Origin of the sequence: Pseudomonas sp. FeS53a, assembly GCF_000931385.1 — a bacterium.
Lineage (GTDB): Bacteria > Pseudomonadota > Gammaproteobacteria > Pseudomonadales > Pseudomonadaceae > Metapseudomonas > Metapseudomonas otitidis.
This window is the reverse complement of the sequence record NZ_JYFT01000021.1, coordinates 53,550-71,766: the sequence shown is the minus strand read 5'-3', so window position 1 is coordinate 71,766 and position 18,217 is coordinate 53,550. Positions and strand designations below refer to the sequence as shown.

General features: G+C 68.5%; 19 protein-coding genes. 3 read left to right on the top strand and 16 right to left on the bottom strand.

Going from position 1 to position 18,217, the window contains the following annotated elements; translation table 11 throughout:
* Positions 1-130: 130 nt before the first annotated feature.
* The 12 genes from SZ55_RS07375 to SZ55_RS07320 form a co-directional block, all read right to left on the bottom strand.
* Positions 131-454: a DUF3392 domain-containing protein gene (locus SZ55_RS07375; RefSeq protein ID WP_044403610.1), complete on the bottom strand. Its 324-nt coding sequence runs from the start codon at positions 452-454 to the stop codon at positions 131-133.
* Between the two features lie 16 nt (positions 455-470).
* Complete coding sequence (gene hemW / locus SZ55_RS07370; protein WP_082078162.1) at positions 471-1,676, bottom strand: radical SAM family heme chaperone HemW; 1,206 nt, start codon at positions 1,674-1,676, stop codon at positions 471-473.
* On the bottom strand, positions 1,673-2,266 hold the full coding sequence (rdgB, locus tag SZ55_RS07365) for an RdgB/HAM1 family non-canonical purine NTP pyrophosphatase (protein ID WP_044403608.1): 594 nt from the start codon (positions 2,264-2,266) through the stop codon (positions 1,673-1,675). Before rdgB ends, hemW begins: the two co-directional genes overlap by 4 nt.
* Positions 2,263-2,682: a DUF4426 domain-containing protein gene (locus SZ55_RS07360; RefSeq protein WP_044403606.1), complete on the bottom strand. Its 420-nt coding sequence runs from the start codon at positions 2,680-2,682 to the stop codon at positions 2,263-2,265. Before SZ55_RS07360 ends, rdgB begins: the two co-directional genes overlap by 4 nt.
* 17 nt (positions 2,683-2,699) lie before the next feature.
* Positions 2,700-3,320: a methionine biosynthesis protein MetW gene (metW, locus tag SZ55_RS07355; protein ID WP_044403603.1), complete on the bottom strand. Its 621-nt coding sequence runs from the start codon at positions 3,318-3,320 to the stop codon at positions 2,700-2,702.
* Positions 3,321-3,335: 15 nt separating this feature from the next.
* A complete protein-coding gene (gene metX, locus SZ55_RS07350) occupies positions 3,336-4,475 on the bottom strand; it encodes a homoserine O-succinyltransferase MetX (protein WP_044403601.1) in 1,140 nt (379 codons plus the stop codon).
* 95 nt (positions 4,476-4,570) lie between these two features.
* Positions 4,571-6,541 carry a dynamin-like GTPase family protein gene (locus tag SZ55_RS07345; RefSeq protein ID WP_044403599.1) on the bottom strand — a complete coding sequence of 657 codons (1,971 nt, stop codon included), beginning with the start codon at positions 6,539-6,541 and terminating at the stop codon, positions 4,571-4,573.
* A 172-nt stretch (positions 6,542-6,713) separates the two neighbouring features.
* Positions 6,714-7,010: a DUF167 domain-containing protein gene (locus SZ55_RS07340; RefSeq protein ID WP_044403598.1), complete on the bottom strand. Its 297-nt coding sequence runs from the start codon at positions 7,008-7,010 to the stop codon at positions 6,714-6,716.
* Positions 7,010-7,603, bottom strand: coding sequence for a YggT family protein (locus tag SZ55_RS07335; protein ID WP_044403596.1), 594 nt, complete (start codon positions 7,601-7,603; stop codon positions 7,010-7,012). The genes SZ55_RS07340 and SZ55_RS07335 overlap by 1 nt, the downstream gene beginning before the upstream one ends.
* 91 nt (positions 7,604-7,694) lie before the next feature.
* Positions 7,695-8,882, bottom strand: a complete 1,188-nt coding sequence (locus tag SZ55_RS07330) for a hypothetical protein (protein ID WP_052807545.1) — start codon at positions 8,880-8,882, stop codon at positions 7,695-7,697.
* 2 nt (positions 8,883-8,884) lie between these two features.
* Positions 8,885-9,703 (bottom strand): pyrroline-5-carboxylate reductase, encoded by an 819-nt coding sequence (proC, locus tag SZ55_RS07325; RefSeq protein WP_044403594.1) that lies wholly within the window; start codon positions 9,701-9,703, stop codon positions 8,885-8,887.
* Positions 9,704-9,720: 17 nt separating this feature from the next.
* A complete protein-coding gene (locus SZ55_RS07320; RefSeq protein ID WP_044403592.1) occupies positions 9,721-10,413 on the bottom strand; it encodes a YggS family pyridoxal phosphate-dependent enzyme in 693 nt (230 codons plus the stop codon).
* Positions 10,414-10,481: 68 nt separating this feature from the next.
* Here SZ55_RS07320 and pilT point away from each other — a divergent pair, with 68 nt between their 5' ends.
* Entirely contained in the window at positions 10,482-11,516 is a 1,035-nt protein-coding gene (gene pilT / locus SZ55_RS07315) for a type IV pilus twitching motility protein PilT (protein ID WP_044403590.1), read from the top strand.
* 108 nt (positions 11,517-11,624) lie between these two features.
* Positions 11,625-12,770, top strand: coding sequence for a PilT/PilU family type 4a pilus ATPase (locus SZ55_RS07310; RefSeq protein WP_044403589.1), 1,146 nt, complete (start codon positions 11,625-11,627; stop codon positions 12,768-12,770).
* Here the strand turns inward: SZ55_RS07310 and SZ55_RS07305 are convergent.
* Entirely contained in the window at positions 12,712-14,157 is a 1,446-nt protein-coding gene (locus SZ55_RS07305; RefSeq protein ID WP_044403587.1) for a TIGR03915 family putative DNA repair protein, read from the bottom strand. The two genes, SZ55_RS07310 and SZ55_RS07305, sit on opposite strands and share 59 nt — an antisense overlap.
* On the bottom strand, positions 14,157-15,368 hold the full coding sequence (locus SZ55_RS07300) for a putative DNA modification/repair radical SAM protein (RefSeq protein ID WP_044403585.1): 1,212 nt from the start codon (positions 15,366-15,368) through the stop codon (positions 14,157-14,159). Before SZ55_RS07300 ends, SZ55_RS07305 begins: the two co-directional genes overlap by 1 nt.
* A gap of 106 nt (positions 15,369-15,474) precedes the next feature.
* Between SZ55_RS07300 and SZ55_RS07295 the strand changes: the two genes are divergently transcribed.
* Positions 15,475-15,870 (top strand): NINE protein, encoded by a 396-nt coding sequence (locus SZ55_RS07295; RefSeq protein WP_044403583.1) that lies wholly within the window; start codon positions 15,475-15,477, stop codon positions 15,868-15,870.
* A gap of 57 nt (positions 15,871-15,927) precedes the next feature.
* Here SZ55_RS07295 and SZ55_RS07290 read toward each other — a convergent pair whose 3' ends face one another.
* Positions 15,928-17,199, bottom strand: coding sequence for a dihydroorotase (locus SZ55_RS07290; RefSeq protein WP_044403581.1), 1,272 nt, complete (start codon positions 17,197-17,199; stop codon positions 15,928-15,930).
* Positions 17,199-18,203, bottom strand: coding sequence for an aspartate carbamoyltransferase catalytic subunit (locus SZ55_RS07285; RefSeq protein ID WP_044403578.1), 1,005 nt, complete (start codon positions 18,201-18,203; stop codon positions 17,199-17,201). The genes SZ55_RS07290 and SZ55_RS07285 overlap by 1 nt, the downstream gene beginning before the upstream one ends.
* Between the last annotated feature and the right edge of the window lie 14 nt (positions 18,204-18,217).

Sequence of the window (18,217 nt, the reverse complement as noted above, 5' to 3'; positions counted from 1 at the left end):
CTGCCTGGCCACGCTCCAACCGCCCTTCGGGGCGGTTTTTTATTGCCGCTGATTCCCGGGGCGAAGGGCTGCCGACTTCGGTCGGCGCTTTGAGAGGGGGTGCACCCTGCCTGGCAGGCAGGGTATGGACTCAGCTCCGATCAGCCAGGACGCCGATCAGGAAGAACACCAGGAGCAGCACGGGGGCCAGGGTGTAGTTGTTGAAGTAGCCCAGGCCCTTGGCCAGCCAGGGCGTGAGGAAGATCATCGCCAGCCCGTAGCCCAGCGCGCACAGGGTGACGAACAGCAGGGTGCGGAAGAGGAAGTTGAGCCCGCCGATGCGCTGCTGGATCCAGGCGTTGATGCCCGGGCCGAGCAGCACCAGCAGGGTGGCCATGATGGCCAGGGAGATGTCGTAGAGGTGGCCACGGCTCCAGCGCGAGAGGGTGGCTACCAGGTCCAGGATCAGGTCCATCGATCGTCCTTAGCCCTCAGGGCAGGAAGCGTTGCAGCAGGTCGTTGAGAAACAGCTGGCCCTTGGGCGTGGCCGCCAGGCGCGCGGGGTCGGCCTGGAGCAGGCCCTGGGCCTCGGCCTCGCGGCGTGAAGCTGCCAGGTCGGCCAGGGGCAGCCCGGTGCGCTGGGGGTAGAGCCCGGCGGGGACGCCGTCGGTGAGGCGCAGGGCGTTCATCAGGAACTCGAAGGGCAGCTCGTCGGCGTCCAGCTCCCGTGCGCCGGCCTGGAAGGCCTTGGCCGGGTCGAGGTAGTCCTTGGGCAGGCGGGTCTTCCAGGTGCGCTGGATGCGGCCCTCGGGGCTGCTCAGCTTGGCGTGGGCGCCGGCGCCGATGCCGAGGAAGTCGCCGAAGGTCCAGTAGTTGAGGTTGTGCCGGGCCTGGCGCCCGGCGCGGGCGTAGGCGGACACCTCGTACTGGGCGTAGCCGGCCTCGGCCAGGAGGGCCTGGCCGGCTTCCTGGATGTCCCACAGCAGGTCGTCTTCCGGCAACTGGGGCGGCTGGGACCAGAACACCGTGTTCGGCTCCATGGTCAGCTGGTACCAGGAGAGGTGGGTCGGCCCCTGGGCGATGGCGGTGCGCAGGTCGTACAGCGCGTCGTCCAGGCTCTGGTCCGGCAGGCCGTGCATCAGGTCCAGGTTGAAGTTGTCGAAGCCGGCGTTGCGCGCCATGTCGGCGGCGCGGATCGCCTCGCTGCCGTCGTGGATGCGTCCCAGGGCCTTGAGCTTGTCGCCCTGGAAGCTCTGCACGCCGATGGACAGGCGGTTGATGCCGAGCTGGCGGTAGGCAGAGAACTTGGCCTGCTCGAAGGTGCCCGGGTTGGCTTCCAGAGTGATCTCGATGTCAGGGGCGAAGGGCACCCGGCGCTCGATGCCCTCCAGCAGCCGGCCCAGGGCCGCGGCGCTGAACAGGCTGGGGGTGCCGCCGCCGAAGAAGATCGAGGTCAGCGGGCGGCCGTGGACGTGGACGAGGTCCTGTTCCAGGTCCGCCAGCACGGCGTCGACGTAGTCCGTCTCGGGCAGCTCCGGGCCGGCGGCGTGGGAGTTGAAGTCGCAGTACGGGCATTTGCGCACGCACCAGGGGATGTGCACGTAGGCCGCCAGGGGCGGCAGCTGGAAGCCCTGGGGCAGGTGCTCCGGTGCGTCGGATGTGGCGTGCGACGCGGGGCTTCCGGCGTCCGGCTTCATATCCCCAACCGCTGCTTGAGCAGGGCCATGGCGCGGGCACGGTGGCTCAGGCGGTTCTTGTCCGCCGGGGCCAGTTCGGCGGCGGATGCGTTGCATTCGGCGACCCAGAACAGCGGGTCGTAGCCGAAGCCGTGCTCGCCGCGTGCCTCGAAGAGGATGCTGCCGCGCCAGAGGCCCTCGCAGAGGATCGGCAGCGGGTCGTCGGCGTGGCGCATCAGCGCCAGGGAGCAGATGAACTGCGCACCACGGGCGGCTTCCGGTACGTCCTTCAGGGCGTCCAGCAGCTTGGCGTTGTTGGCGGCATCGCCCTGGCCACCGGCGTAGCGCGCGGAGTAGATGCCCGGCGCACCGCCGAGGACGTCCACCGCCAGGCCGGAGTCGTCCGCCAGGGCCGGCAGGCCCGAGACGCGCGCGGCGTTGCGGGCCTTGAGGATGGCGTTCTCGACGAAGGTCAGGCCGGTTTCCTCGGGTTCGACGTCGCTGAACTCGCCAATCGAGCGCACGCGCACGCTGTCACCCAGCATGGCCTGGAGTTCCTTGAGCTTGCCGGCGTTGTGACTGGCCAGCACCAGTTCCTTGAAGGGCATCATTCGTCTGGGAAGAATTCCTGGTCGAAGGTGAAGGTGTGCGGGGCACCGTCGCCCTGCTGCACCGTGAGGGAGAAGTTGAGCATTTCGCGCTGGGTGAAGGGGAACTGCGCCAGGTAGTAGATGGCGCCCCCTTCGCTGACCTGGCGGAAGGCCAGGGGCGTGACCTTGCCGAGCAGGTCCTTGACCTGGCCGCTGACCTGGGCGGTGCTGGGCTTGCCGGCCTTGAGCACGGCGATGTTCACCACGCCTTGGGTCTTGCTGCGCACCAGACCGGCTGCGGCGGCGATGTCCGGCTGCAGGAAGCCGGAGTTGAAGGCGCTGTAGTGCACGTCGAGCTCGCCGAAGGTCTGTTTGCGCTCCGCGACGGCGGGCAGGGACAGGCAGAGGGCGAAGAGGCAGAAGATGAGGCGACGCATGGTGGAGGTCCTCCAGGTCAGATCGCGATGCGGCTTTCAGGCAGGCCGGGGCCACTGACTCGATAGATGCCGATTTCGCCCAGCAGGTTGGGCCACAGGCGGCTCGGCAGATTGTGCCTGTGCAGGCGGTCGACGGCCAGGCGATCCAGCACCCGCACCCGGAGGTCCTGACAGAGGGCCTCGAAGTCATGGAAGGTGCAGAAGTGGATGTTCGGCGTGTTGTACCAGGTGTAGGGCAGGAAGTCGGAAACCGGCATCCGCCCGTTGCGCGCCAGGTACCAGCGGCAGCGCCAGTGGCCGAAGTTGGGGAAGGTGATGATGCACTCGCGGCCGACGCGGAGCATTTCCTCCAGCAGCTTGTCCGGGTAGTGCACGGCCTGCAGGGCCTGGGTCATGACCACCACGTCGAAGCTGTTGCTGGCGAAATTGCCGAGGCCCTTGTCCAGGTCCTGTTCGATGACGTTGACGCCGTTCTGCAGGCAGCGGGCGATGTTGTCCGGGTCGATCTCCAGGCCGTAGCCGGTGACCTCCTTGTGGTCACGCAGCCAGGCCAGCAGGTCGCCGTCGCCGCAGCCCAGGTCGAGCACGCGGCTGCCGGCGGGGATCCAGTCCTTGATGATTTCGAGGTCGGCTCGCACGGGAGGGCTTCCTAGTCAGAGGGCGATGCGGTTCATGTAGCCGCTGAAGGCCTGCAGATAACGCGGGATCGGTATGAGGAAGGCGTCGTGGCCCTGGGGCGCGTCGATTTCCAGGTAGCTGACGTTCTTCCGCGCGGCGGTCAGGGCGTCGACGATCTCCCGCGAGCGGGCCGGGGAGAAGCGCCAGTCGGTGGTGAAGGACATCACCAGGAAGTTCGCCTTGGCCGCCGACAGGGTGCGCGCCAGGTCACCGCCATGGGCGGCGGCGGGGTCGAAGTAGTCCAGCGCCTTGGTCATCAGCAGGTAGGTGTTGGCGTCGAAGCGCCCGGAGAACTCCTCGCCCTGGTAGCGCAGGTAGCTTTCCACCTGGAACTCGACGCTGTGGAAGTCGTAGTTGAGCTTCTCGCTCTTCAGGCCACGGCCGAATTTCTCGCCCATGGCGTCGTCGGAAAGGTAGGTGATGTGGCCGACCATGCGCGCCAGCATCAGGCCGCGCTTGGGGATCACGCCCTGCTCCTGGAAGTGCCCGCCGTGGAATTCCGGGTCGGTGAGGATGGCCTGGCGGGCCACCTCGTTGAAGGCGATGTTCTGGGCCGACAGCTTGGGCGCCGAGGCGATGGCCAGGCAATGGCGGACGCGGTCCGGGTAGCTGATGGTCCACTGCAGCGCCTGCATGCCACCGAGGCTGCCGCCCACCACCGCGGCCCATTGGCCGATGCCCAGGGCGTCGGCGAGGCGGGCCTGGCTGTGCACCCAGTCCTCCACCGTCATCACCGGGAAGTCGGCGCCATAGGGCTTGCCGGTGGCCGGGTTGAGGTTGGAAGGGCCGGTGGAACCGTTGCAGCCGCCGAGGTTGTTGAGGCTGACGACGAAGAAGCGGCGGGTGTCGATGGCCTTGCCGGGGCCGATGCAGCTGTCCCACCAGCCGGGCTTGCGGTCTTCCATGCTGTGGTAGCCGGCGGCGTGGTGGTGGCCGGACAGCGCATGGCAGATGAGGACCGCGTTGCTGCGGCTGGCGTTGAGTTCGCCGTAGGTCTCGTAGACCAGTTCGTAGTCGGTGAGGGTGCGGCCGCAGGCCAGCGACAGCGGTTCGCTGAAGCGCTGCACCTGGGGCGTCACCAGGCCGACGGAGTCTTCGGGAATGACGGTGGGCATCGCAACCGCTGCTCTTTTTTCAGGAAGGGCGCCAGTCTAAAGAGCACCGCAGCACCCGGCAAGCGCGCGGCTGCGCGTGCCGGGAGGGGGCTGGATCACTGCTGGCGGGCCACTCGCGGCAGGGTGACCACCTTGCCCTGGCGCTGGATCGGCGCCGGGCGGCGCAGGGCGCGGAGCATGTCGTTGGCCTGGCTGAGCTGGCGTTCCAGCTCGTCCACGTAGCGGGTCAGCTGGAGCACGCGCTGGCGCGCCTGCTGGGTGTCCTGGGCGAGGGCCTTGAGGCGCAGCATGTGGGTTTCCAGCAGCTGCTTGTGCTCCAGGGTGTTCTGCATCAGCGGCATCAGCGCTTCGGCGGCCCATTGGGCGACCTCCTGGCGCAGGCGCTGGTGCAGGCCGATCACTTCCTGCACCAGGGTGGAGAAGAAGCGCCGGGTCAGCAGGCGCTGCTCGGTGAGCAGGGTCTTCAGGTGCAGGCGGAACTGATCGCCCTTCTGCCGCAGCTGCCCCAGTTCGCGGTAGTAGCGGGTGAGGTCGAACTGTGGCGCGTCGACGCCCTGCAGCGGGCTTTCCTCGTTATGCCGGCGGTACAGCGCGGCGACCATGCGGTTGGCGGCGTCGGCCTCGTGGTCGAGGGCGTGCAGGTCGGTCTCCACGGCGCGGAAGAAGTGCAGGATGGCCTGGTTGATGCCGACGGTGGTCCAGCTGCCGGTCAGGTCGCGGCGCACGCGCGCCAGGTGTTCCTCCAGGCGCTCGGGGCGCACGGCGGCGCGCAGCAGCTCGCCCTGGCGCTTGACCAGACGCTGGTTGGTCTTCAGGCCCAGCAGCCGGCGATGGTGCCGGGCGTGGTCTTCCTTGGTGCGGGCGGTCAGCTCGAACAGCAGCTGGCCGTTGTCGTTCTGGTGGGTGCTGAGCAGCGCCTGCTGCTCGCGGACCTTCTCCAGGCGCAGGTTGAGCACGTGCTGGCTGTTCTGCAGCAGCGCCAGGACCTGGTTGACCACGCGGGTCTCCAGCAGGCGCTCCTTCTGGGCGACGATGCGCTCGCAGAGCAGGCGCTCGAGGTTGGCCATCTGGCTGCGGGCGAGCAGTTCGTCGTCCTTGCGCACCTTGGCCAGCAGGGCCTGCTTGGCCGAGAGCGGCAGCACGTCCTCGCGGCGGATACCGAGCTGGCGGGCGGTGGCGTCCTGGATCTGGCGGATGGCGTTCTGCACGAAGGTCTCGCCGGCCAGGTCGTCCCAGAGCACGTCGATCTTGTTCAGCACGGCGAACAGGCTGGTCTGGGTGTCGTCGTCCAGCTGGCGGATGTGCTGCAGCCAGATGTCCATGTCGCTGGCGGTCACACCGGTGTCGGCGGACAGCAGGAAGATCACCGCCTGGGCGGCGGGCAGCATGGACAGGGTGAGTTCGGGTTCGGCACCCAGGGCGTTCAGGCCGGGGGTGTCGAGGATGCGCAGGCCCTGGCGCAGCAGCGGGTGGTCGAAGTTGACCATGGCGTGGCGCCAGGCGGGTACCAGCACCATGCCGGGACGGCCGGCGGGTTCCAGGGTGTCGGGGTGGAAACCGAGCTGGATGGCCTGCTCCACCGGCATCGGCTTGGTCTTGGCCACCTGGGTGAAGGCCTGGACCATGTTGTCCGGGTCGCTGGTGTCCAAGGGGATGTTCACCCAGTGGCGGGGGATGCGCTTGAACTGGGCGACGCTTGCCGAGGCGGTGCGGGTCTCGATGGGCAGCAGGCGGATGTAGGGGCGTTCCGAGCGCGGGTCGTGGAACAGCTCGGTGGGGCACATGGTGGTGCGCCCGGCCTGGGACGGCAGCATGCGCTGGCCGTACTCGGAGAAGAACAGGCTGTTGATCAGCTCGGTCTTGCCGCGGGAGAACTCACCGACGAAGGCCAGGGTGATGTGGTCGGTGCGCAGCAGGCGCAGGGCGCGCTCGAGCTTGTCCTGCACGGCGGCGGTGCTCAGGCGGCTGTGTTCCAGCCAGCTGCGGTAGCGGGTGATTTCCCGCATCAGCTCGCGCTTCCAGGCGACGTAGGCGTCCACCTGCTGACTCAGTCGTTCCATGCTCATCCTGGCTCTCCTTCCGCTCACGCGTCCTGCGTTCAGAAACTAAGGGGGGAACTCGACAACGATGGTACGGCCGTCTCGACAGCGGGCCGATGCCTGGGCGGGCGTTCGGCAATTATCCGCCGTCCCGGCTGGCCGTCAATCGAGCGGCTTCACAGTCCCGCCTTAAGGTCTGTCAGGGTTGCCGAGCGGTCAGACCGGGCAGCGCCGGCAGGGTGCGCGGGGTGCGGATGCGCACGCGCTTCTGGCGGTTCAGCTCGCCGCCTTCCAGGCTCACCTGGCTCTTGGCGACGCCGAAGGCGTCGGCGAGGAAGGCCATCAGGTGGGCATTGGCCCGGCCTTCGATGGGCGGCGCGGTGAGGCGGATCTTCAGGCGATCCCCGTGCAGCCCGGCGAACTCGTCGCGGCTCGCCTTGGGCTGCAGGTGGCAGGCGAGGATCAGGTCCTCGCCGTCCCAGCGGAACCAGCTCATCAGAGGAAGGGGCTGAGCTGCGGCGGCATCTGGGTCATGGCGGCCAGGCCGCCGATGACGAAGCGATCCAGCAGGTTCAGGGCGATGAAGGCGAAGATCGGCGAGATATCCAGCCCGCCCAGGTTCGGCAGCAGCTTGCGGAAGGGGGCCAGCAGCGGCTCGCAGATCTGGTTCACCAGCTGGGCGCCGGGGTTGTAGCTGCCCGGGGAGACCCAGGAGAGGATCACGCTGATGATCATGGCGAAGAAGAACACCTTGAGGAACAGCGAGGTGATGCTGATCACCGACCACACCAGCAGCTGCGGCAGCGCGCTCAGGGGGTTGGCGCCCATCAGCAGCACCACCACGATCATCAGCAGCCATTGCAGCAGTACGGCCAGCACCAGGGAGGCCAGGTCGAGCCCGCCGAGGCCGGGGATGACCTTGCGCAGCGGGTTCAGCAGGGGCTTGGTGGCCCGCACCACGAACTGGCTGAGGGGGTTGTAGAAGTCGGCCCGTACCAGCTGCAGGATGAAGCGCAGCAGTACGACCAGCAGGTAGAGGCTGCCAAGGGTCTGGATCACATAGATCGCGGCGGAGGCGAGTCCGGTCATTGGGCGTTCCTTGTGGAGGTGGGCGCACGGCCAGCGGGGGTGCCGGCGATGCGGGCTACTTTATCGGGATTCCCGGTTCGCATGGAGGGTGTCACTGCCCGGCCATCAGGTCCGGTCCGTTACAGCGCGTGTCCTCATGGTCGCCGAGAGTCATCAGGGTGAAGCCGTCGGGTCGCTGGAGGATGGTGGCGTAGGCATAGGCCAGGTCGTGCAGGTCCTTCTTGCTGTCGTACAGCTGGATCTCCACCTGGAAGCGGCCGGCGTCCTTGCAGGCACGTACCGGGCCGTAGAGCAGGGTGATGCCGGGCTCAGCGCGCTGCGCCTTGAGCTGTTCGCGGGCGGTCAGGTTCTGCTGGCGCTGTTCCGGGGCGCTCCAGTCGCCGGCCAGCGCATCGTCCACCATCAGCCATTCGTCGACGAAGCCCCGGCCGTTGCTGGCGGCCGGCTGGATGCGCTGCAGGGCGTCGCCATCCAGGCGGTAGCGGTAGATGCCAGCGCGGGTCATGCGGTCGGCGTCCAGGCTGCCCACTTCGGCGCGTAGCTCGAAGCCGTCGGGCCGGGCCTTCAGGCGTGGCTCGGTTTCGTCGCGCACGTAGCCCTGCTGCAGGTGGTGCAGGGTGCGCTGGGCGGTCTCGCCATTGCGTGGTTGCACCACATCCACGGCCAAGCGGCTCCAGCGCGAGGTGCACCAGGGGGTGCCGTGGGCGATGACGAACTGCCCGCCGGCCAGGCGCACGTATTGGTAGAAGTCGCCGTAGGCGTCGGAGAGTTCCTTCAGCGGCGGGCTGCGCCATTCCAGGGTGCGCACCCAGCGGTCGCCTTCCCGGGCATAGCCGAGCAGCAGGATGTCGTCGCCGCAGGGGATGGAGGTGGCGGCCTGGACCACCACCATCGGCGGCAGCCCCGGCTCGTCGTGACGCGCCACGGCATAGGGGCTCACCGAGGTTTCCTCGCCTTCCGGCGCCGGCTGGGCGGGCATCAGCTCGCGGGCCATTTCCTGCTGCAGGGCGTCGGCATCGAGGTCGGCACCGCTGCACGCCAGGCGCGCATCCAGGGCGCGGGTGATGGCGTCCTTGTGGGCCTCCACGGCGGTGGCGATGGCAGGGGAAACGTCGGTGGGCAGCTCTTCGTCCTGCCCGTCCAGGCCGGCCTGGACCTGCTCGAAGGCGGTGCGGGTGGCCTGGGCCAGGTCGGGTTGCAGGGCGCAGGTGTCCGCCAGAGCCGGCAGGCCCAGCGAGAGCAGCAGGGGTGCCAGTGACCAGGCGACTGAGCGCGGCATGCTCATTGCCCGAGCTGGTCGGCCAGTTCGGCGGAACGGCGGTCGGCGGCGCCCAGGGCCTGCTCCACCAGGGATTCGAAGCCATTGCCCTGGAAGGATTTGATGGCCGCCTCGGTGGTGCCGTTGGGGGAGGTGACGCGGCGGCGCAGCTCGGCCGGGCCGACATCGCTGCCCACGGCCATGCGTGCGGCGCCCAGGGCGGTCTGCAGGGTCAGCCGGGCGGCCACCTCGGGGCTCAGGCCCAGCTTCTCGCCGGCGGCGGTCATGGCTTCCATCAGCAGGAAGAAGTAGGCCGGGCCGCTGCCGGAGACGGCGGTGACAGCGTCGATCTGCTTCTCCTCGTCGAGCCACAGGGCGATGCCCACGGCTTGCAGCAGCTGCTCGGCCTGGCGGCGCTGCTCATCGCTGACGGCGGCGGTGGCGTACAGGCCGCTGGCGCCTTCGCCCAGCAGGGCCGGGGTGTTGGGCATGCAGCGCACGATGGAGTCGACGCCCAGCCAGCGGGCCAGGCTGGCGCAGGGGATGCCGGCGGCGATGGACACGACCAGCTGGCCAGCGGACAGGCTCGGGGCCAGCGCTTCGCACACGGCCTTCATGACCTGGGGCTTGGTGGCCAGGACCACCACATCGGCGCCGCGCACGGCGTCGGCGTTGCTCTCGACCACCTCGATGCCGTGCTCGGCGGCGATGCGGGCGCGCTGCTCGGCGCCAGGGTCGCTGGCGCGGATGTGGTCGGCCGGAACGCCCTGGGCGCGCAGGCCACCGATCAGGCTGGCGGCCATGTTGCCGGCGCCGATGAATGCAATGCGGGGAGTGCTCATGTCGTGTTCCTTCCTTATTAGGGGGCCGGCTGCCCGTAGTCGCGGGCGCCGAACAGGGCGGTACCGATGCGCACCCAGGTGGCGCCTTCGGCGATCGCCGCTTCGAGGTCGTGGCTCATGCCCATGGACAGGGTGTCGAGGGCGAGGTCCAGGTCGGTCATCAACTGGCGCAGGCGGGCGAAGGCAGCGTGCTGGGCTGCGACGTCGTCGGTGGGCTCGGGAATCGCCATCAGCCCGCGCAGGCGCAGGTTCGGCAGGCCGGCCACGGCCTTGGCCAGGGCCGGGAGGTCTTCCGGTGCACAGCCCGACTTGCTGGCTTCGCCGCTGACGTTGACCTGCAGGCAGATGTTCAGCGGCGCCAGGTGGGCAGGGCGCTGGGCGGAAAGGCGCTCGGCGATCTTCAGCCGGTCCACCGAGTGCACCCAGTGGAAGTGCTCGGCGATGGGCTTGGTCTTGTTCGACTGGATCGGGCCGATGAAATGCCAGGTCAGCGGCAGGTCGGTGAGTTCGGCCTGCTTGGCCAGCGCTTCCTGGAGGTAGTTCTCGCCGAAATCGGCCACACCCTGGGCGTGGGCCTCGCGAATGGCGTCGGCGGGTTTGGTCTTGCTCACGGCCAGCAGGCCGATGGTGGATGAATCCCTTCCAGAGGCTTGCGCCGCCTCACGGATACGCGCGCGAACCTTTGCAATATTCTTTGCTATCGTGGACATTAACTGCGCTCTACAGCCCGGCCTGAGTGGGTCTGCGGCATTCTAACCGCTTGGAATTGGGGAGTCCCATGGATATTACTGAGCTGCTTGCGTTCAGCGCCAAGCAGGGCGCTTCGGACCTGCATCTCTCGGCCGGGCTGCCGCCCATGATCCGCGTCGACGGCGATGTTCGCCGTATCAACCTGCCCCCCCTGGACCACAAGCAGGTGCACGCGCTGATCTACGACATCATGAACGACAAGCAGCGCAAGGATTACGAGGAATTCCTCGAAACCGACTTCTCGTTCGAGGTGCCCGGCGTGGCCCGCTTCCGGGTCAACGCCTTCAACCAGAACCGCGGCGCCGGCGCCGTGTTCCGGACCATTCCCTCCAAGGTGCTGTCCATGGAGGACCTGGGCATGGGCGAGATCTTCAAGAAGATCTCCGACGTTCCCCGCGGCCTGGTGCTGGTCACCGGCCCCACCGGTTCGGGCAAGTCCACCACCCTGGCGGCGATGCTCGACTACCTCAACGGCACCAAGTACCACCACATCCTGACCGTGGAAGACCCGATCGAATTCGTCCACGAGTCGAAGAAGTGCCTGATCAACCAGCGTGAGGTGCACCGTGACACCCTCGGCTTCAACGAGGCGCTGCGCTCGGCCCTGCGGGAAGACCCGGACATTATCCTGGTGGGCGAGATGCGCGACCTGGAGACCATCCGACTGGCGCTGACCGCCGCGGAAACCGGTCACCTGGTTTTCGGCACCCTGCACACCACCTCCGCCGCCAAGACCATCGACCGGGTGGTCGACGTGTTCCCGGCCGAGGAAAAGGCGATGGTGCGCTCCATGCTCTCCGAATCCCTGCAGGCGGTCATTTCCCAGACCCTGCTGAAAAAGATCGGCGGCGGCCGGGTGGCGGCCCACGAGATCATGATCGGCACCCCCGCCATCCGTAACCTGATCCGCGAGGACAAGGTGGCGCAGATGTATTCCGCCATCCAGACCGGCGGCGCCCTGGGCATGCAGACCCTGGACAGCTGCCTGAAGGGCTTGGTGGCCAAGGGCCTGGTCAGCCGCGAAAGCGCGCGCGAAAAGGCCAAGACGCCGGAAAACTTCTAGACCCGACAGGGCGCCCCGGCAGGCGCCCTGTCTGCTTGAACGGGGCGGCTGCCCGAACTGGCCTGTACGCGAGCGAACAGGTCGGCCATCCACATTGCGAGAAAGACCATGGAATTCGAGAAACTGTTGCGCCTGATGGTCGAGAAGGGCGGTTCGGACCTGTTCATCACGGCCGGTGTGCCGCCGTCGATGAAGGTCAACGGCAAGGTCATGCCGGTCACCAAGAACCCCATGTCGCCGGAGCAGACCCGGGAAACCGTGCTGGGGGTGATGAACGAGCAGCAGCGCCGCGACTTCGCCGAGAACCACGAGTGCAACTTCGCCATCAGCGCCCGGGGCATCGGCCGTTTCCGCGTCAGCGCCTTCTACCAGCGCAACCTGGTGGGCATGGTGCTGCGCCGCATCGAGACCAACATTCCCACCCTGGAGCAGCTCAAGCTGCCCGAGGTGCTGAAGAAGCTGGCCATGACCAAGCGCGGCCTGGTGCTCTTCGTCGGCGCCACCGGCACCGGCAAGTCCACGTCCCTGGCGGCGATGATCGGCTACCGCAACAAGAACAGCTCCGGCCACATCATCTCCATCGAAGACCCCATCGAATACATCCACCAGCACCAGGGCTGCATCGTCACCCAGCGTGAAGTGGGGATCGACACCGAATCCTTCGAGGTGGCCCTGAAGAACACCCTGCGCCAGGCGCCGGACGTGATCCTCATCGGCGAGGTGCGGACCCGCGAGACCATGGACCACGCCGTGGCCTTCGCCGAAACCGGCCACCTGTGCCTGGCCACCCTGCACGCCAACAACGCCAACCAGGCGCTGGACCGGATCATCAACTTCTTCCCCGCCGATCGTCAGCAGCAGGTGTGGATGGACCTGTCCCTCAACCTCAAGGCCATCGTCGCCCAGCAACTGGTGCCGACCCCGGATGGCAAGGGGCGCCGCGCGGTGATCGAGGTGCTGATCAACACCCCGCTGGTGGCCGACCTGATCCGCAAGGGCGAGGTCCACGAGCTCAAGCCGTTGATGAAGCGCTCCACCGAGCAGGGCATGCAGACCTTCGACCAGGCGCTGTACAACCTCTACTCCCAGGGCGAGATCACCTACGAAGACGCCCTGCTCTACGCCGACTCGGCGAACGACCTGCGCCTGATGATCAAGCTCGGTTCCGAGACCGACGGCGAACACCTGACCAGCATCAGTGGCGGGCTGTCCCTGGAAGTGTCGGAAGACGATCCGGGCCGCCGCTTCCGCTGAGTGGTGCCAGCCACTGCGCCGCCCGGCGCGCCAAGGCCTCCAGTGTGTCGTTCCCCGCAGGCCAGGTAACCGCGATCCAGGCGCCGAAAGGCGCCTGGATCGTTTCCAGCACCTCGCCACCGTGTTCCGCCAGGTGCGGTGGAATGAAACCGCGCAGGGCCGCACGGGCGCCGTCGCCCAGGGCGATCACCAGTCGTGGCCGGAGCTGCTGCAGCTCCGCCTCCAGCCAGGGGGCACAGGCCGTCAGTTCGGCTTCCGTCACCGGCAGCGCCTCGCGCTCGCTGCGCAGCCCCTGGCTGTGCCAGGCGAAGTGCTTCACGGCGTGGGTGAAGTACAGGCGTTCGCGGGCCAGCCCGGCGTTGGCCAGGGCTTCGCGCAGGCGGATGCCGGCGGGGTCGCTGAAGGGCTGCCCGCTCAGGTCGTCCTGATCGGAAGGCTGGCTGCCGAGCACCATCACGTCGGCGGTTTCCGGACCCTGCCCGGCCACGGCGCAGGTCGCGGCGTGCCAGCGCGGGCAGGCCTGGCAACGCTCCAGGGCCGAGGTGGCCTCGCGCACCGGCTGGGCTTTCAGTGGGCTGATCAGCACCGTCTTGCCGTCCTGGGCGCCGACCGCCGGGGCCTGGGCCAGACGCTGCTGGCCGGTGCGGGCCGCGCTGACCAGGGCGGGGATCAGCGGCCCTTCCGGCAGGTGGCGCCAGAAGCGTGCGGGCATGTGGCCGCGCATCACCTTCGGGTTGAGCCGGGCCGGATTGAAGGTGCTGCGGTAGTAGGCCTGCCACAGCGATTGATCCGGGTCGTCGCGCTCCTCGATGGCAGCCTGCAGGCCGGGTGGCCCCGGGGGCAGGTAGGCCAGGCGCTCGCCGTTGAAGCAGGCCACGCCGTCGGGCGTGGCGATCAGCCAGCTGTGCCGCCCCATGCGCGGGACGAAGTGTTCGGCGGCGAGGTCGAGCACCTCGTGTGCCGGTTCGATCCAGGCCAGGTAGTCCGGCTCGCCGCGTTGGGCCTGGCCCGGGCGGAAGCGCAGGAAGGCGTGGAGGTGGTGGGCTTCCCGGCGCACGGCCTTGAGCCGCCGGTGCAGCTCGGCGCCGTCGCGGTCGCCCGGCAGCATGGCGCTGCGGTCACCCCGGGCAGCCCGCCAGAGCACCCGGTAGAGCAGGCCCCAGCGGTCCTGCTGGCGGAAGCGTGCAGCCTGGGCCAGCAATTCCGGCAGTTCGCGAGGAATGCGCACTGTGCCGCCTGGGGCGTCCGCCGGAGCGGGGTCGAGGCTGTCGAAGAGGCCGGCATCCGGCGTCCAGTCCACCTGGTGCGGGGCGATCCCGGCCTGCAGCAGGCGCCGGGCTTCGCTGCGCCAGCCTTCGAAGCTGCCGTCGAAGCGGGGCCGGTGCATCACCAGAGCGCCATCTGTGCCGGGGCGTCGCCGAGCTGGCGGCGCAGGGCGGTGGATTCGAGGTCGGCCAGCCGGGGCCTGTAGTCCTGGGTGATGATGAACGGCCGGGCCTTGTCCATGGCACAGCGCAGGCGCACCACGTCCTGGTAGCGGATGCGCCGCTCGCGGCGCAGGTCCGCCAGGCGCCGGGCGCTGAGCACGCCGATGCCGGGCACGCGGGCGATCATCGCGGGCTCTGCGCGGTTGAGGTCGAGGGGGAACTGTTCGCGGTTGGCCAGCGCCCAAGCCAGCTTGGGGTCGATGTCCAGGGGCAGGTTGCCGGGGCTGCTGATCAACTCCTCGACGCGGAAGCCGTAGCCGCGCAGGAGGAAGTCGGCCTGGTACAGGCGGTGTTCGCGCATGAGCGGCGGCGGCTCGGCCGGCAGCCCGCCGGGGGCGCTGGGGATGGGGCTGAAGGCGGAGTAGTAGACGCGCTTGAGCCGGTAGGCACTGTAGAGCGATTGGGCGGTGCCGAGGATGGTGCGGTCGTCGGTGGCGTCGGCGCCGACGATCATCTGGGTGCTCTGCCCGGCCGGGGCGAAGGCGGGTCCACGCCGCTCCTCCTGCGCTTCTTCCACGCCCAGGCGGATGCGGCCCATGGCGCGCCGGATCGGCGCCACACGCTTCTCCGGCGCCAAGCGCACCAGCCCGGATTCGGTGGGCAGCTCGATGTTCACGCTCAGGCGGTCGGCGTACAGGCCGGCCTCGGCGATCAGCTCCGGGCTGGCGTCGGGGATGGTCTTCAGGTGGATGTAGCCGCGGAAGTGGTGTTCTTCCCGCAGCAGCCGGGCCACGCGTACCAGTTGCTCCATGGTGTAGTCCGCGGAGCGGATGATCCCGGAACTGAGGAACAGCCCGCTGATGCAGTTGCGCCGGTAGAAGTCGAGGGTCAGCCGCACCACTTCTTCCGGGGTGAAGCGGGCGCGCGGCACATCGCTGGAGCGGCGGTTGACGCAGTACTGGCAGTCGTAGATGCAGAAGTTGGTGAGCAGGATCTTCAGCAGGGCCACGCAGCGCCCATCGGGGGTGAAGCTGTGGCAGATGCCCATGCCGTTGGTGGACCCGATGCCGGCCTTGCCGGTGGAGCCACGCTTGGGGGCGCCGCTGCTGGCGCAGGACACGTCGTACTTGGCGGCGTCAGCCAGCACGGTTAGCTTGTCGATCAGTTCCATGGTCGGATTCTGAAGTTAACTGTACGTGCATACAGTATTTCGGCGACCGGAACCTGTGCAAGTCCGTCGACGACCTTCGGTCGCCGGCCCGTCATCAGGAGATCACATGCAACGCCCGGATACCCACAGCACCCTGATCGGCTACCTCCTGTGGATCTTCGGATTCCTCGGGGCGCACCGCTTCTACTACGGCCGGCCGGTGACCGGCACCCTGTGGTTCTTCACCCTGGGGCTGTTCTTCATCGGCTGGATCATCGACCTGTTCCTGATCCCGTCCATGGAGCGCGAGGCCGCCCTGCGCTTCAATGCGGGCTCCTACGACTACACGGTGGCCTGGCTGCTGCTGACCTTCCTCGGTGTGTTCGGTGTGCACCGCATGTACCAGGGCAAATGTATCACCGGCATCCTCTATTTCTTCACCGGTGGGTTCTTCCTGCTGGGCGTGCTCTACGACTTCTGGACCTTGAACACGCAGGTCTCGGTGCTCAACGCCCAGCGTTGAGCCGGAAAGCAAAGGGGCCGTCGATGACGGCCCCTTTCGTTTGCTGCGGTTTCAGCTTCAGCCCTGGAAGGTCAGGTGGCCGTCCATGAAGGTGTAGCGTACGCGCCCGGGCAGCGAGTCGCCGATGAACGGGCAGTTGCGCCCGCGCGAGTGCCAGGCCTCGCCGGCCTGGGTGCGGCCCTTCGGGTCGAACAGCACCAGGTCCGCCGGGGCGCCGACCGCCACGCGGCCGGCCGGCAAGCGCAGGGCGCGGGCCGGGCCGGCGGTGAGGCGGGCGAGCAGGGTGGGCAGGTCCAGCAGGCCGTCTTCCACCAGGCTCATGGCCAGCGGCAGCAGCAGTTCGACGCTGCTGATACCGGGCTCGGTGGCGGCGAAGGGCGCCAGCTTGGCGTCGGCTTCGTGGGGCTGGTGGTGGCTGGCGATGGCACCGATCACGCCACTCTTCACCGCCTGGCGCAGGCCTTCGCGGTCCGCCTGGCTGCGCAGCGGCGGCTGCACGTGGTAGAGGCTGGAGAAGTCGGTGAGGGCGTCGTCGGTCAGCAGCAGCTGGTACATGGCGACATCGGCGGTGACCGGCAGGCCGCGGGCCTGGGCCTCGGCGATCATTTCGGCACCACGGGCGCTGGTGATCTGGCTGAAGTGCGCACGCACGCCGCTCTGCTCCACCAGCAGCAGGTCACGGGCCAGGGCCACGGTCTCGGCGCTCTCGGGGATCCCGGCCAGGCCGAGGAAGCCGGCGGTGGCGCCTTCGTGGGCGAGGCCGCCTTCCGCCAGGTCGGCGTCCTGGGGTTGCAGCACCAGGGTCAGGTCGAAGGTGGCGGCGTACTCCATGGCGCGGCGCAGGGTGCGGCTGCTGCTCATGGGCGCCAGGCCGTTGCCGAAGGCGACGCAGCCGGTGTCACGCAGGGCGACCAGCTCGGCCAGCTGCTCGCCGGCGAGGTTGCGGGTGAGGGCGCCGATGGGGAAGACCTTGGCATGGCCGGCCTCGCGGGCGCGGTCGAGGATCAGTTCGGCCACGGCGGGGGTGTCCAGCACCGGGCGGGTCAGCGGCGGGCAGCACAGGCTGGTCACGCCACCGGCGGCGGCGGCGCGGGTCTCGCTGTCGACGTTGCCCTTGCGGCTGTAGCCGGGCTCGCGCAGGGCGGCGTTGAGGTCCACCAGGCCGGGAGCGGCCACCAGGCCCTGGGCGTCGATGCGGGTCTCGGCCTCGAAGCCGGCCGGTGCCTGGCCGATGGCGGTGACCTTGCCGGCCTGGAGGAACAGGTCGGTGACCTGGTCGGTGCCGCTGGCGGGATCGATGAGGCGGGCGCCGATGATGTGGGTACGCATCAGTTCTGCACCTCGGCTTCCTGATTGATCTGGCGTTGGGTGTTCTGGCCGCTCATGGCCATGGAGAGCACGGCCATGCGGATGGCGATGCCATAGGTGACCTGGTTGAGGATCACCGAGTGGCTGCCGTCGGCGACGGCGGACTCGATCTCCACGCCGCGGTTGATCGGCCCCGGGTGCATGACGATGGCGTCGGGCTTGGCCAGTTTGAGGCGCTGGGTGGTCAGCCCGTAGAGGCGGTAGAACTCGCCTTCGCTGGGCAGCAGGCCGCCCTGCATGCGCTCGCGCTGCAGGCGCAGCATGATCACCACGTCCACGTCCTTGAGCCCTTCGGCCAGGTCGGTGTGGACGCTGACGCCGTACTGCTCGATGCCGATGGGCAGCAGGGTGCGCGGCGCGATCACGCGGATGTCCGGGCAGCCCAGGGCCTTGAGGGCGAGCATGTCGGAGCGGGCGACGCGCGAGTGCAGGATGTCGCCGACGATGGCCACCGAGAGGTTCTCGAAGCTGCCCTTGTGGCGGCGGATGGTGAGCATGTCGAGCATGCCCTGGGTCGGGTGCGCGTGGCGCCCGTCGCCGCCGTTGATGATGGCGACGTCAGGGCAGACGTGCTCGGCGATGAAGTGGGCGGCGCCGGAGTCGGCATGGCGGACCACGAACATGTCGGCCGCCATGGCCTCCAGGTTGCGCAGGGTGTCGAACAGCGTCTCGCCCTTGCTGGTGGAGGAGGTGGAGACGTTCAGGCTGATGACGTCGGCGGAGAGGCGCTGGGCCGCCAGCTCGAAGGTGGTGCGGGTGCGCGTGGAGTTCTCGAAGAACACGTTGCACACCGTCTTGCCGCGCAGCAGGGGCACCTTTTTGACGGCGCGGGCGCCGACTTCGAGGAAGGAGTCGGCGGTGTCGAGGATTTCGGTCAGCAGCTCACGGGGCAGGCCGTCGAGCGAGAGGAAGTGGCGCAGCTGGCCCTGGTCGTTGAGCTGCAGCGGGCGCTTGGCGTTCGGCATGGGGCGGGCCCTGG